We start from the raw sequence: 14,804 nt of genomic DNA, 5'->3' as shown, positions 1-14,804 counted from the left end.
AAATCACTATCACAAATGAAATATATATTTCCATTATTAATCCTAGCAATACTTACGGTTTCGTGTTCTGGAGAAAAGAAAAACTCTGTAGAAAACGTCATTGAACAAGGTAATCTTGAAACCATAAGAGCAAAACGAGGTGAACTCGTTGGCGAACAGCAAGCCATTAATGACCAAATAAAACTTTTAGATGAAAAAATAAAAACGTTAGATACGGTAAAACATGTACCGTTAATTACAACGTTTAAGGCAGAAACTGAAGTTTTTAATCATGTTTTAGAATTACAAGGAAACGTTACAACGAAGGACCTTTTAACCATTACACCAGAATACAACGGAATTTTAACCAACGTTTACGTAAAAGAAGGTCAGAAGGTAACTAAAGGGCAAATCTTAGCAAAGATTGATGATGGTGGTTTAAGTCAACAATTGGCTCAATTAAAAATCCAAGCCGAATTAGCTAAAACCACTTACGAGCGTCAGCAACGTCTTTGGGAGCAGAATATAGGTAGTGAAATTCAGTATCTGCAATCAAAATCTACGTACCAATCACAAGAAGAAGCCGTAAATCAATTATACCAACAAATTGCTAAAACAAATGTTACAGCACCTTTTTCAGGTACAATAGATGATATCATTACTGAACAAGGAAGTGTTGTAGCAGCAGGGCAATCACCATTAATGCGTATTGTGAATTTAGACAATATGTATATTGAAACTGAAGTGCCAGAACGTTATGTTTCAGACGTTACAAAAGGAAAAAATGTAAGTGTAAATATTCCTGTTTTGGGTAAAACAATAGAAACAAAAATTCGTCAAGCTGGTGATTTTATAAACCCTGCCAACCGAACTTTTAAAGTTGAAGTTGAAATTCCTAACAAGGATAAATCTATTAAACCTAATCTATCTGCACGATTGAAAATTAACGATTACACGAGTGAAAATGCCTTGTTAATTCCGCAAAGTGTCGTTTCTGAAAATTCAGAAGGAGAACAATATGTATATGTTGTTACTGATAAAAACGACAAAGGTATTGGTACCGCAAAACGCGTTATTATTGAAACAGGAAAAACCCAAGAGGATATCATTGAAGTTTTAAAAGGCCTTGAAGATGGTGCAGAAATTATTAAAGAAGGAGCTCGTAGCGTAAGAGATGGTCAATCCGTAGAAGTCCTTAAAATAGACGAGAAGAACTAGAAGACTACTTTTAATCTTCAAAACCTAACCAACAATTCAAACGTCTAAAACATAAAGACAAATGACTAAAAACAATAAAAAGAATACCGAAAAGGAATTTGGATGGTCATCGTGGGCAATTAACAATAAAACCACCATGTATGTGCTTATTGCTGTCTTTTTCTATTTGGGAATTTCGGCTTTTTTCGATATGCCAAGAGAAGCTTTTCCTGAGGTTAATGAAACCAAAATTTACATCAGTACGATCTATCCTGGTAATACAGCTGAAGATATTGAAAAATTAATAACAGACCCTGTAGAAGACCGTCTTAAAACGGTAAGTAACCTCGTCGAAATTACCTCAACATCGCAAGAAGATTATTCTATGGTCGTCATAGAATTTGACGAAAACATTACGGTAGAACAAGCTAAACAAAAGGTTAAAGACGAAATAGATTCGGAAACAGCTGGTGAGGATTGGCCAACCTTTAATGGCGCAAAAGTAGAACCAGATGTTTTTGAGTTGAGTCTTTCGGAAGAAATGCCCATCTTAAACATTAATATTTCGGGTGATTATCCTATTGAAAAATTAAAGGATTATGCCGAATATCTTCAAGATGAAATAGAAGATTTACAAGAAATTAAGAAGGCAGATATACGTGGTGCTCAAGACAAAGAAGTAGAAGTTGCTGTAGACATCTACAGGATGATGGCAGCCAAAGTAACGTTTAATGACATTCTTGGTGCTATTGGCAATGGAAATATCACACAATCGGCAGGTAACTTAAAAGCTAGTGGACAAAGACGTACCATAAGAATTATAGGTGAAATTGAAAAACCATCTGAACTTGAAGACTTCGTTGTAAAATCAGACAATGGTAATCCTATCTATTTAAAAGATGTAGCATCGGTTTCATTTAAAGAAGAAGATAAAACCACATTCGCTAGAAAATCTGGAGAACCTGTTGTTATGCTAGATGTTAAAAAACGTGCTGGTAAAAACATGGTCGCGGCGGCTGAGCAAATTCAAGTTATTGTTCAAAACGCCATCGATAATGAATTCCCTCAAGATTTAGAAGTTACAATAACTAATGATCAATCTTCTGTTACCATTGGACAGGTTGATGACTTAGTAAATAACATCATCTTTGGTGTTATTTTAGTTGTAACGGTTTTAATGTTCTTTTTAGGATTTAAAAACGCCTTGTTTGTTGGTTTTGCTATCCCAATGTCCATGTTTATGTCACTTATGATTTTAGGCATGATTGGCTATAGTTTGAATACTATGGTTCTTTTTGGACTTATCATGGGACTTGGTATGTTGGTGGATAACGGTATTGTGGTAGTGGAAAACGTCTATCGTTTAATGGAAGATGAAGGTATGAGTCGTGTTGAAGCGGCCAAAAAAGGTATCGGAGAAATCGCCTTCCCTATCATCATTTCAACAGCAACCACGGTCGCTGCCTTTGTGCCTTTAGGACTTTGGCCTGGTATTATGGGAGAGTTTATGAAGATTTTACCAATAACCTTATCCATAGTTTTAGGCTCGTCATTAGCGGTTGCCATATTTTTTAATTCGGTATTAGTATCGCGTTATATGACTACGGAAGATAAGGATATGCCACTGAAGCAAATTATTAAAACAACGATTATTGTTGCTGGTTTTGGAGTCTTAATACTAATTATAGGAGGGCCTTATCGTGGTATGGGAACCATTATGATCTTTACAGCTATTATGCTTTGGGCTTACCGATTTTTTATTAGAGGTTGGGCAAACAGTTTCCAAACTAAAGCATTAGTAAGATTAGAGAATTGGTATGAACGTCGTTTACGAAGTGCCTTGTCTAATAAGCAACCTTACATTTTAAGTATTGGAACGTTTCTATTATTAATAGCTGCGTTTATAGCCTTCGGAATATCATTGTCTACACAACGTACTAAAGTAGAATTTTTCCCAGATAATAAACCGAATCAAATTATTGTCTATATAGAATATCCACAAGGCACAGCCATTGAAAAAACGAATACTATCACTGCACAAATTGAAAAACGTGTATCTGAAGTTATCAATGCAGACCGATTTATGGAAAACGGCAGAAACTTCTTAGTCGAAAGTGCCGTTTCTCAGGTAGGTGAAGGAGCAGGAAATCCTCAAACTGACATGGGTTCTGGTGCAGAAATGCCACACAAAGCTAAGATTACGGCTTCTATGCGCGAATACAAATTCCGTCGTGGAGAAGATAGTGAACTCTTACGTCAAAAAGTACAAGAAGCGCTAGTTGGTATTTATCCTGGTGTCTTAATTTCGGTTGAAAAAGATGCCAATGGGCCACCTGCTGGTTCTCCAATTAATATTGAAATAGATGGTAACGATTATAATGAATTAATTGCAACTGCCGAACAAATGCGTGCGTTTATCAATTCTAAAAACATCCCTGGAATTGACGAACTTAAGATTGATGTTAATAAAGACAAACCTACAATGTTAGTCGCTATTGACAGAAAAAAAGCAGGTGAATTAGGAGTGACTGCGAAACAAATTGGAGATCAGTTACGTAATTCAATATTTGGATCTAAAGCCGGAATTTTTAAAGAAGACGGTGACGATTTTGATATCTATGTGCGTTTTAACGAAGCAAATCGTTATGATAAAAGTGCGCTCTTTAATCAGAATATTACGTTTAGAGATAATACAGGTCAAATTAAGGAAATTCCATTATCTACAGTAGCTAAACAGAAAAACAACTCTGGTTTTAGTGCCATCAAACATAAGGATACTAAACGTGTTGTTACGGTATATTCTGCAATGTCTCCTGGTTATACAGATGCTGGTTCAATTGTAGCACAGATTCAAAACGAAATGAAAAGTTATGAAGGTTTACCTGATGATATTCACATCGATTACACAGGTCAAATTGAAGAACAAAACAAGCAAATGGCATTTTTAGTTGGAGCTTTTTTTACTGGACTTGGTTTAATTTTCTTCATCTTAATATTTCAATTTAACTCTATCTCCAAACCAACAATCATTATGATTGCTATTTTCTTGAGTTTTATTGGTGTCTTTGGTGGTATTGTACTTTCCGGAAGTGCTTTTGTTATTATGATGACCATGGTTGGTATCATTTCATTAGCCGGAATTGTAGTTAATAATGGTGTTGTTCTCCTAGATTACGCACAATTATTAATTGACCGAAAGAAAAACGAGTTGAATCTTGGGGAAAACGATTATTTAACAACCGAAGACCTTTTTGAAAGTATCGTTAAGGCTGGTAAAGCGCGTTTAAGACCTGTAATACTAACAGCAATAACAACAATCTTAGGGCTAATTCCGTTAGCCATTGGTTTAAACATTAACTTCTTTACGCTTTTTGCAGATTTTAATCCTAATATTTATATCGGAGGAGATAACGTGGTTTTTTGGGGGCCATTAGCTTGGACTGTTATTTATGGTTTACTTGTAGCAACATTCTTAACATTGATTGTAGTACCAATTTTATTCTTCTTAAGTGTAAAACTGAAAATGTGGGGAAGACGTAAATTTACTTCAGAACCTTTAAGAACGTTTGAAGTAGACCAAACTCCTCAAATAGATGAGTCTTCAAAACTTGAAATTGATAATTAATTGAAATCCATTATTTAAATAGAAAAATCCGAAGTCTTTACTTCGGATTTTTTACTTTTGCAATTCTAATAAAAATCTATGTACAGAAGTCACAATTGTGGTGAGTTAAGAGCATCACACAGCAATACAGAAGTTACACTTTCCGGATGGGTTCAAGGTGTTCGCGATAAAGGATTTATGGTTTATATTGACCTTCGCGATCGTTATGGTATCACACAACTCTATTTTGATGAGGAACGCACACCAAAAGCTATTATGGATAAGGCTTCAAAATTGGGTCGCGAGTTTGTTATTCAAGTTAAAGGTACTGTCATTGAACGTGCTTCAAAAAATCCTAATATTCCAACAGGTGATATTGAAGTTGTAGTGTCAGAATTAACGGTTTTAAATAGCTCATTAGTGCCACCTTTTACCATTGAAGACAAAACGGATGGTGGAGATGATTTACGTATGAAATATCGCTATTTAGATATTCGTCGTAATCCGGTAAAAAACAGCTTAATTTTTAGAGCAAAAGTGGCTCAAGAAGTAAGAAACTATTTGTCTAATGATGGTTTTATTGAAGTTGAAACACCATACTTAATCAAATCAACTCCAGAAGGAGCACGTGATTTTGTAGTCCCTTCTCGTATGAATGAAGGGCAATTTTACGCACTTCCACAATCGCCACAAACCTTCAAACAACTATTGATGGTTGGTGGTATGGATAAATATTTCCAGATCGTTAAGTGTTTTAGAGATGAAGATTTACGTGCCGACAGACAACCAGAATTCACACAAATAGATTGTGAAATGGCGTTTGTGGAACAAGAAGATATTTTAAATGTATTTGAAGGTTTAACACGTCACTTATTAAAAGAAGTAAACGGTGTTGAAGTTGAAAAATTCCCAAGAATGCTTTACGATGACGCGATGCGTTTATACGGAAACGACAAACCAGATATTCGTTTTGGGATGGAGTTTGGAGAATTAAACGAGGTAACACAGCATAAAGATTTTGGAGTTTTTAATAATGCCGAATTAGTTGTTGGTATTGCCGTTCCTGGAGGAAATAGTTACACAAGAAAAGAAATTGATAAATTAATTGATTGGGTAAAACGTCCACAAGTTGGTGCTTTAGGTATGATTTATTCGCGTTGTAATGACGATGGAAGTTTTAAATCTTCAGTAGATAAATTTTACGATCAAGACGATTTAGCAAAATGGGCAGAAATCACTGGAGCAAAACCAGGAGATTTAGTTTGTGTGTTATCTGGTGACACTAATAAAGTAAGAGCACAATTAAGTGCTTTACGTATGGAATTAGCAACACGTTTAGGTCTAAGAGACCCTAAAGTATTTGCACCATTATGGGTTATTGATTTCCCGTTATTAGAATTAGATGAAGAAACAGGTCATTACCATGCGATGCACCATCCATTTACGTCTCCTAAACCAGGACAAATAGAATTACTAGATACGAATCCGGGTGAGGTTAAAGCCAATGCTTACGATTTAGTATTAAATGGCAACGAAATTGGAGGAGGCTCTATTCGTATTCATGATAAAGCAACGCAAGCGATTATGTTAAAACATCTTGGCTTTTCTGATGAAGAGGCTAGAGCTCAATTTGGCTTCTTAATGGATGCTTTTGAATATGGAGCACCACCACATGGAGGATTAGCCTTTGGTTTAGATAGACTGGTTGCCATTTTAGGTGGCCAAGAAACTATTCGAGATTTCATTGCCTTTCCTAAAAACAATTCTGGCAGAGATGTGATGATTGATGCGCCTGCACCAATTGATGATGATCAACTAAAAGAATTGAGTTTAAAACTGAATTTAAAATCATAAAAAAAATCCTGCTTCTTGCAGGATTTTTTTATAGATTAATTTTATGGAAACAAAACACCCAATATTCAAAAGACTTTTAATATGGAGAGCTAAACATATCTCTCATAAGCAATTTGTATACCTATTAAGTATTTTAATTGGATTTACCTCTGGTATTGGAGCTGTTGTACTTAAAAATTTAACGCATTACATTCAACTTTTATTAGAGGGTAAATTGGTTCAATATTACCATCAAGCATTTTACTTTTTATTTCCGATAATTGGATTCACTCTAGTTTACTTAATCATCAAGTATGTGATAAGAGAAAAGGTAAGTCATGGTATTCCTTCAACATTACACGCCATTTCTAAACGTAAAGGTATTATAAAAGGTTATCAAATGTTTGGCTCTATTCTTACAGCACCATTAACTATTGGTTTTGGAGGTTCTGTAGGATTAGAGGGACCTGCTGTTGCAACAGGAGCTGCTATTGGTTCTAATATTGCACGACTCTTTAGAATGAACCAAAAAACGAAAACCCTGCTAATTTGTTGCGCGGCAGCCGGAGCACTATCTTCAATTTTTAAAGCACCAATTGCCGCTATTATTTTTGCAATTGAAGTCTTCAGCTTGGATTTAACAATTGCCTCTATGCTACCTTTATTATTAGCATCCCTTTCGGCAATTATTACTTCTTATTTTTTCTCTGGAAATGATGTCTTATTGCCTTTCAGGATTGAAGATAACTTCGTAATTTCAGATATCCCATTTTATGCGTTTTTAGGAGTCTGTGCTGCTTTTACCTCTATTTATTTTGCAGAAGTTTACGAGAGAATTCAAAAACGATTCGACAAACTAAACTCTCCAATTAAAAAGCTTCTTGTTGGTGGTATTGCCATTGGTATCCTTGTTTATTTTATTCCGCCACTTTACGGTGAAGGCTTTGATGTTATTAATAATCTTATTGTTGGAAATCCTGAAAAAGCTTTAGTTACTAATTTTCTAAATTTAGATCTGTCTAATATATGGATTGTTATTGCGCTTTTAGCTGGACTTGTGTTTTTCAAAATTATTGCTAGTGCCTTAACTTTTGGGGCAGGAGGTGTTGGTGGTATTTTTGGTCCTACGCTTTTTATGGGAAGTATTATGGGGAATTGCATTGCTAAAATTATTAACAATTGTGGCTTATTTAATACTCCAGTTTCCGAAAGTAATTTTACGCTTGTTGGCATGGCAGGTTTATTAGCAGGAGTTTTACAAGCTCCATTAACTGCTATCTTTTTAATTGCCGAACTTACAGGTGGTTATGATTTATTTATACCTTTAATGATTACTGCGGCAATCGCATTTAGTATCACAAAACTCTATATCCCACATTCTGTTTACACCATGGAATTAGCCAGAAAAGGCGAACTAATTACACACGATAAAGATCAAGCTGTTTTAATTTTAATGGATATCAATAAAGTTATTGAAACTAATTTTATCCATGTCACCACAAATATGACTTTAGGAGACATCATAAAAAAAGCGGTTATTAAATCTAATCGAAATATTTTTCCGGTTATAGATGAAGAAGATAATACTTTAAAAGGCGTTATTTTATTGGATGATATTAGACCCATAATGTTTGATCAAAAATTATACGATGATGTATATGCGATTGAAGTGATGCAAAAACCACCCGCAATCATTGACATTGAAAAAGATAATATGACTATAATTATGAAAAAGTTTCAAGATAGTAGTGCTTGGAATTTACCTGTGGTAAGAAATGGTCTTTATATTGGTTTTATTTCAAAATCAAAATTATTAACGGCTTACCGACGAGAATTAATTAATTTTACATCTTAACCTGAGTTAATAATTAAGATTTTGAATCCTGAAAGATAAGGGCTAACAGGTTTTATTAAAATATGCCAATAAAAAACATCATAAGACAAATGCTTCTTTTGCGATATAGATATATATCGCAAAAAAACTTTGTTTATTTATTAAGTGTTGCTGTTGGACTATTAACTGGTATTGCTGCTGTAACTCTAAAAAACTTTACTTACACAATTCAATCTATCTTAGAAAGAGGAATTGTTTTTTCTCATAACCAGCTTTATTTTGTGTTACCTGTAATTGGCTTATTCTTGGTCTTCGTTTTAACTAAGTATATGTTTAAAAAAGGAATGACACCGTCTATTCCTCCTTTTATAAAACGTGCCATACCTTCACTACTCTATTCTTTACTAAGGCAAAAAGGACTTTTGTCTTACAAACTTATTTATCATCCATTAATATTGGCTCCTTTAACTGTTGGTTTTGGTGGATCCGTCGGATTATTAGGACCCGCAATTACATCTGGCTCTGCATTAAGTTCAAATTTAAGTCGGATTTTACATGTCGATAAGAAAACACGTACGCTGCTCATTGCTTGTGCAACTGCTGCTGCTGTGGCTTCCATGTTTAAATCACCTATCGCAGCTATTGTATTGGCTGTAGAAATTTTTAGTTTAGACCTTACATTTGCCTCTTTATTACCGCTATTAATTGCCTCTATATCATCTGTTTTAACCTCTTATTTTTTCTTAGGAGATGAATTACTTTTTAATTTTAATGTTACGGAAAAATTCAATCCAAGAGATACAGCATTCTATATGATTTTAGGATTAGGAACTGGTATAGCATCCATTTACTTCACTAAAATGTATTTCGCTATTTATGCTTTTTTCGACCGATTTAAAACAAAATTTACAAAACTTCTAGTAGGTGGTATTGCTATTGGTATCATGCTTTATTTCATTCCACCGTTATATGGTGAAGGTTTAAGTTTTACTAAAGATTTGTTTGAAGGCAACTATCTACATGCATTAGGTTCTAATCCGTTTGACAAATACACCGATAACATTTGGGTCATTATTGTATTGCTCATCGGTTTCACCGTATTTAAAGCCATTGCAATGACTACTACGTTTACTGCTGGAGGTGTTGGAGGAGTTATTGTACCGACCATGGTAATGGGAAGTGCGTTAGGAAATGTGGTCGCTAAAATAATAAACAATATTGGACTTGGGCATCAAGTATCAGAATCCAATTTTACATTGATTGGTATGGCAGGATTGATTGCAGGAGTTATTCATGCACCTTTAACAGCTATATTTTTAATTGCCGAAATTACAGGAGGTTACATTTTATTTTTACCTTTAATGATAACCGTAGCGATTTCATATATGATAACAAAAAATTATATGGAACACACTATTTATACTCGTGAATTAGCAGAGCGAGGAGATCTTTTAACCCATGATAAAGATCAGAGTGTCCTTACCATGATGCATCTAGATAGTGTTATTGAAAAAGATTTTATTCCTCTACACCCAGAAATGTCTTTAGGAGATATGCTAAAAAAAGGAGTATCAAAATCGAGTCGAAATTTGTTCCCTGTGGTGGATGGTTACCAACGCCTAGTTGGAATTATTCTTCTAGACGATATAAGAACTATAATGTTTGATCAATCGCTTTACGAATCTACTTCTGTTGAAACGTTTATGCACAATCCACCAGATTTTATTTATTATGAAAAAGACACAATGAAAGCTGTGATGAAGAAATTTCAAGATAGTGGAGCATGGAATTTACCTGTAATAAAAGATGATTGTTATTATGGGTTTGTCTCAAAATCTAAATTATTAACCGCTTATCGTAACGAATTAATTAATTTTACATCCTAAATTCCTATTGGCCATTTATATAAATTCACTCAAATGAAACCCATAAAAATCATCACATTTATTGCTTTTTTAGCTTCGTTTATTAGCATCGTTTGTGGCTTAATTCTAGATGTAGAGTATTCCGAAAAGCTTATAGGCTTTGGAGTTCTTGGATTATTCTTCATCGTTTTTCCGTTGTTCTCTTACTACAGATGGAAAGATAAAGACATACAAGATTATATGCTTACTAAAGAAAATCTTGATAAAATGCGTGAAAACCAACGCGATTCCAAAACGCAATAAGTAATTACTACTATTCAATAAAAAGGCTAAAAACAAAAAACAATTTTTAAACATTGGATTTTTATTTTATCTTTACGCTTTAATTTTTATTTATATTATAATGACTGGAACAGTTAAATTTTTTAATGATTCAAAAGGATTTGGATTCATTACCAACGAAGAAACAGGAAAAGACATCTTCGTACATGTATCAAACCTTAATGGCGTAGAATTACGCGAAGGTGACACAGTAGAGTACGACGAAGAAGAAGGAAGAAAAGGATTAGTAGCTGCCAATGTGCAGGTATTATAAGTATATATCTTACAAGTTTCAACGCTCAACCAATGGTTGAGCGTTTTTTTTTGCTTAAATTTTACTGTCTAATTAGCGCATCTCATCTTACACTCCTAAAGACTGATTTATTACTCAAAAACTATTGGTAAGTTTTGCTTTGGAATTTTAGTAATATAATAAGGTTGCGTCATTACACTCGTCGCATTTCCTGAAGGGCTTATATACTTAACAGTAACTAATGTGTTTTCTGAAGTTGTAGATATATTTAATTCAATACTATGACCACCACTGCCTTTTACATCATTAAATACTGCGATGATGGCATATTTTGAAAAATCAATTTTCGTTTCAGTAAAACTCTCTGAAACATTGTTCACTTTATTCATTCGAGCCATTAAACTTTCCCAATCGCTTTGATTATCTATAACACTATTTTCTTTGGTAAACCCTTCCGAACCCGCACCATGCAAATTGCCTTTTGCAATTAAAACAGATTTCACAGTCTTCATTTCAACATTATTTTGATTGCTTTTACAACTCATAACAAATACTAAGAACAATACTATTAAGCTTTGTGTTTTCATATACATCTATTTTTAAAATCTAAAATACGATTAGTTCAAATTACGCTTTTCAATAAAAAAGCGTTTCATTAATGCTGAAGCTTCCTCTGCTAAAATGCCTCCAACCACTTCCGTTTTAGGATGCAATTGCGTTCCCATAGTTTTATAACCTCTTTGTTCATCTGAAGCTCCATAAACTATTTTAGAAATCTGACTCCAATACAAAGCTCCAGCACACATTTGGCAAGGTTCTAAGGTGACGTAAAGCGTACATTTATTCAAATATTTACCGCCTAAAAAATTCGCTGCAGAGGTAATGGCTTGCATTTCAGCATGTGCCGTGACGTCATTTAATAATTCGGTGAGGTTATGTGTCCTTGCAATAACTCTATCTTCTACTACAACTACCGCGCCAACCGGAATTTCACCTTTTTCAAAAGCAGCCTCAGCTTCCTGAAGGGCTTTTTTCATAAAGTAAGTATCGTCAAATGGGTTTATCATAGTTGTAAAAATACGATTTCAAAATTATTTTAAATCATTGCGGCAAGAATTTTGATACACATTCACAAAGCCAGTACTTATGAAACCACACTACTCCATTTCAATTCCAAAACCATGCCACGAAGACTGGTCTAAGATGACACGGAATGAGCAAGGACGCTTTTGTCAATCGTGCTCAAAATCAGTTATCGATTTTACACAAATGCCACAACAAGGGATTCAAGATTATTTGGCCATAAATACCGGTGAGAAAATTTGTGGGCGTTTTAAGGTGTCCCAATTAAAACAAATTCGCATTGAGATTCCGGAACAAGTTCTTCAACAACAACGAAGTTTTCATAAGTTATTTCTTTTAGCCTTGTTGATTACTATGGGAACTTCTCTATTAAATTGTTCTGATCAAAATGGTCGAACTAAGAAAATTGATGCTGTTGAAGTGATTTCCACGCTTGAAGCAAAATCAATGCAAACCACAGAGATTACAGCTTCTAAGGTTAATACTGATACTTCTAAAACGATAACTAGCCCTTCACCAAATGCTCCAGTTACCGTTCACAACGCCCCAATTCCCGATATTATGGGAGATGTTGTTGAAGTGATTGATGTAGTTGGACTTATTGAACCTCCGGAACCAAATGAGGACATCGTTTTTGGACATATAATTGAAGACGTTGCAGAATTTAAACATACGCCTGACTCTTTATCTAAATTAGAAAAAAGAGAATACCTCTCTAAAAACATTTCAAAAATCATTACCAATAATTTTAATATCGAAATTGCTGAAAAACTTGGTCTAAAAGGAAAACAACGCATTTTTACACAGTTTAAAATAGATGAAAATGGAGACGTAAATGATATCAAAATAAGAAAAGCGTCTCATCCTGTATTAGAGAAAGAAGCCATAAGAGTGATTAAACTTCTACCCAAATTTAAACCTGCAAAGCAACGCAACCATAATGTGGCCGCTATTTATTCTATACCAATAGTCATTTTAATCGAAGACTAATAAAATCTCGTATTTTTACGACGTGAAAAATAAGTTTTTAAAACATATCAATCTACCAAAAGATTTACGCCATCTCCAGCCTGAAGACTTACCTCAACTTGCCCAAGAGTTGCGACACTTTATTATTAATATCGTCGCTACCAAAGAAGGACATTTAGGAGCTAGTTTGGGAGTGGTAGAATTAACTATTGCTTTGCATTATATTTTTAACACACCAGAAGATCAACTTATTTGGGATGTTGGACACCAAGCTTATGGACATAAGATACTAACAGGCAGAAAAGACGTTTTTGATACCAATAGACAACTAGGAGGCATTAGTGGTTTCCCAAAACGAAGTGAAAGCGCGTATGATGCTTTTGGTGTTGGGCATTCATCTACCTCAATTTCGGCAGCTTTAGGAATGGCAATTGCCTCGCAACTAAAAGGTGAAGACAAACACCATATTGCTGTGATTGGTGATGCCTCTATTGCTAGCGGCATGGCTTTTGAAGGCTTAAACCATGCTGGAGTTACCGACACCAATCTATTAGTCATTCTCAACGATAATGCCATTGGCATCGACCCAAGTGTTGGAGCCTTAAAACAATACTTAACGAACGTAAAAAAAGGTACCGAGAAACAAGACAATATTTTTGAAGCCTTAAACTTTAATTATTCTGGTCCTATTGATGGTCATGATTTTGCTGTATTACTGTCAGAATTAAAACGATTAAAGACTGTAAAAGGACCTAAGTTTTTACATATTATCACCACAAAAGGCAAAGGTTTAAAACAAGCCGAATTAGACCAAGTAAAATATCATGCTCCAGGTAAATTTGATGCCAAAACTGGTGATATTCCTGTAAAATCAGATGTAATATTGCCTCCTAAATTTCAAGATGTATTTGGTGAGACAATCGTAGAACTGGCTTTAAAGAACGATAAAATTGTAGGTATTACTCCAGCTATGCCAACCGGAAGTTCCTTAAAATATATGATGGAAACTATTCCAGATCGTGCTTTTGATGTTGGTATTGCAGAACAACATGCGGTTACAATGGCTGCAGGTATGGCGACGCAAGGTCTCATTCCGTTTTGTAATATCTATTCCACATTCTTACAACGTGCTTACGACCAAGTGATTCATGATGTAGCTTTACAAAATTTACCGGTTATTTTTTGTTTGGATCGTGCAGGATTAGTAGGTGAAGATGGTGCAACCCATCACGGAGTTTTTGATTTGGCCTATTTAAATTGTATACCTAATCTTGTGATTTTTTCACCAAGAGATGCTATAGCACTTAGAAATATGATGTACACCGTTCAATTAGGAATTGATTACCCAATTGCTATTCGTTATCCAAGAGGACGAGGACACTTATTAGATTGGAAAAAACCATTTGAAGTTATTGAAATAGGAAAAGGCTTATGTCTAAAAGAAGGAAACCAAATTGCTATTCTCTCCATAGGAACTATTGCTAAAACAATTGAAGACGTTATTTTATCTTCTGACCATAAAGAGGCCATTAGTCACTATGATATGCAATTTGTAAAACCTTTAGACGAACGTTTATTGCATGAGGTGTTTAAAACCCATGACGCTATAATTACCATTGAAAATGGAACCATAGTTGGTGGTTTTGGTAGTACTGTTCTAGCATTTGCTAATAGACATAATTATAAACAAAAAATCACAACCTTAGGCATTGATGATGAGTTCATTGAACATGGTACCACAGACCAATTAATGCAATTACAGAAATTGGATGCACCATCTATTAAAAAAGAAGTTGAAGATTTATTCTTCGTTCTCAACAATAGCTAAGTCCGTTTTGGTTTCAACTTTCTCAGTCTTAATTGTCT

General features: G+C 34.5%; 11 protein-coding genes. 9 read left to right on the top strand and 2 right to left on the bottom strand.

Features of this window, described 5'->3' with window-relative positions:
* Positions 1 to 15: 15 nt before the first annotated feature.
* From HM992_RS05160 to HM992_RS05130, 7 genes are all read left to right on the top strand, one after another.
* Positions 16 to 1,197, top strand: coding sequence for an efflux RND transporter periplasmic adaptor subunit (locus HM992_RS05160; RefSeq protein ID WP_179318950.1), 1,182 nt, complete (start codon positions 16 to 18; stop codon positions 1,195 to 1,197).
* 61 nt (positions 1,198 to 1,258) lie between these two features.
* The gene (locus tag HM992_RS05155; protein WP_179318949.1) at positions 1,259 to 4,801 is read left to right on the top strand and encodes an efflux RND transporter permease subunit; all 3,543 of its coding nucleotides are present in this window, start codon (positions 1,259 to 1,261) and stop codon (positions 4,799 to 4,801) included.
* Between the two features lie 78 nt (positions 4,802 to 4,879).
* Complete coding sequence (aspS, locus tag HM992_RS05150; RefSeq protein ID WP_179318948.1) at positions 4,880 to 6,634, top strand: aspartate--tRNA ligase; 1,755 nt, start codon at positions 4,880 to 4,882, stop codon at positions 6,632 to 6,634.
* Between the two features lie 43 nt (positions 6,635 to 6,677).
* On the top strand, positions 6,678 to 8,468 hold the full coding sequence (locus HM992_RS05145) for a chloride channel protein (protein ID WP_178986075.1): 1,791 nt from the start codon (positions 6,678 to 6,680) through the stop codon (positions 8,466 to 8,468).
* Between the two features lie 62 nt (positions 8,469 to 8,530).
* Entirely contained in the window at positions 8,531 to 10,333 is a 1,803-nt protein-coding gene (locus HM992_RS05140; protein WP_179318947.1) for a chloride channel protein, read from the top strand.
* Between the two features lie 33 nt (positions 10,334 to 10,366).
* Positions 10,367 to 10,615, top strand: a complete 249-nt coding sequence (locus tag HM992_RS05135; RefSeq protein WP_178986077.1) for a hypothetical protein — start codon at positions 10,367 to 10,369, stop codon at positions 10,613 to 10,615.
* A gap of 100 nt (positions 10,616 to 10,715) precedes the next feature.
* Positions 10,716 to 10,907: a cold-shock protein gene (locus HM992_RS05130; RefSeq protein WP_020898101.1), complete on the top strand. Its 192-nt coding sequence runs from the start codon at positions 10,716 to 10,718 to the stop codon at positions 10,905 to 10,907.
* Positions 10,908 to 11,017: 110 nt separating this feature from the next.
* Here the strand turns inward: HM992_RS05130 and HM992_RS05125 are convergent, their stop codons facing one another.
* Positions 11,018 to 11,473 (bottom strand): protease complex subunit PrcB family protein, encoded by a 456-nt coding sequence (locus HM992_RS05125; RefSeq protein ID WP_178986078.1) that lies wholly within the window; start codon positions 11,471 to 11,473, stop codon positions 11,018 to 11,020.
* A 30-nt stretch (positions 11,474 to 11,503) separates the two neighbouring features.
* Positions 11,504 to 11,953, bottom strand: a complete 450-nt coding sequence (locus HM992_RS05120; protein WP_178986079.1) for a nucleoside deaminase — start codon at positions 11,951 to 11,953, stop codon at positions 11,504 to 11,506.
* A gap of 79 nt (positions 11,954 to 12,032) precedes the next feature.
* Between HM992_RS05120 and HM992_RS05115 the strand changes: the two genes are divergently transcribed.
* Together HM992_RS05115 and HM992_RS05110 are read left to right on the top strand one after the other, a co-directional pair.
* Positions 12,033 to 12,959 carry an energy transducer TonB gene (locus tag HM992_RS05115; protein WP_179318946.1) on the top strand — a complete coding sequence of 309 codons (927 nt, stop codon included), beginning with the start codon at positions 12,033 to 12,035 and terminating at the stop codon, positions 12,957 to 12,959.
* A gap of 22 nt (positions 12,960 to 12,981) precedes the next feature.
* A complete protein-coding gene (locus HM992_RS05110) occupies positions 12,982 to 14,766 on the top strand; it encodes a 1-deoxy-D-xylulose-5-phosphate synthase (RefSeq protein ID WP_179318945.1) in 1,785 nt (594 codons plus the stop codon).
* The last annotated feature ends 38 nt before the right edge of the window (positions 14,767 to 14,804 follow it).

The organism is Winogradskyella helgolandensis, from assembly GCF_013404085.1.
Taxonomy (GTDB): Bacteria; Bacteroidota; Bacteroidia; order Flavobacteriales; family Flavobacteriaceae; genus Winogradskyella; species Winogradskyella helgolandensis.
This window is presented reverse-complemented; position numbering and strand designations above follow the sequence as displayed.

Excerpts from the sequence above, each read along its gene's own strand:
- HM992_RS05160 (WP_179318950.1), top strand. The coding sequence starts at position 16 with ATGAAATATATATTTCCATTATTAATCCTAGCAATACTTACGGTTTCG.
- HM992_RS05155 (WP_179318949.1), top strand. The coding sequence starts at position 1,259 with ATGACTAAAAACAATAAAAAGAATACCGAAAAGGAATTTGGATGGTCA.
- aspS (WP_179318948.1), top strand. The coding sequence starts at position 4,880 with ATGTACAGAAGTCACAATTGTGGTGAGTTAAGAGCATCACACAGCAAT.
- HM992_RS05145 (WP_178986075.1), top strand. The coding sequence starts at position 6,678 with ATGGAAACAAAACACCCAATATTCAAAAGACTTTTAATATGGAGAGCT.
- HM992_RS05140 (WP_179318947.1), top strand. The coding sequence starts at position 8,531 with ATGCCAATAAAAAACATCATAAGACAAATGCTTCTTTTGCGATATAGA.
- HM992_RS05135 (WP_178986077.1), top strand. The coding sequence starts at position 10,367 with ATGAAACCCATAAAAATCATCACATTTATTGCTTTTTTAGCTTCGTTT.
- HM992_RS05130 (WP_020898101.1), top strand. The coding sequence starts at position 10,716 with ATGACTGGAACAGTTAAATTTTTTAATGATTCAAAAGGATTTGGATTC.
- HM992_RS05125 (WP_178986078.1), bottom strand. The coding sequence starts at position 11,473 with ATGAAAACACAAAGCTTAATAGTATTGTTCTTAGTATTTGTTATGAGT.
- HM992_RS05120 (WP_178986079.1), bottom strand. The coding sequence starts at position 11,953 with ATGATAAACCCATTTGACGATACTTACTTTATGAAAAAAGCCCTTCAG.
- HM992_RS05115 (WP_179318946.1), top strand. The coding sequence starts at position 12,033 with ATGAAACCACACTACTCCATTTCAATTCCAAAACCATGCCACGAAGAC.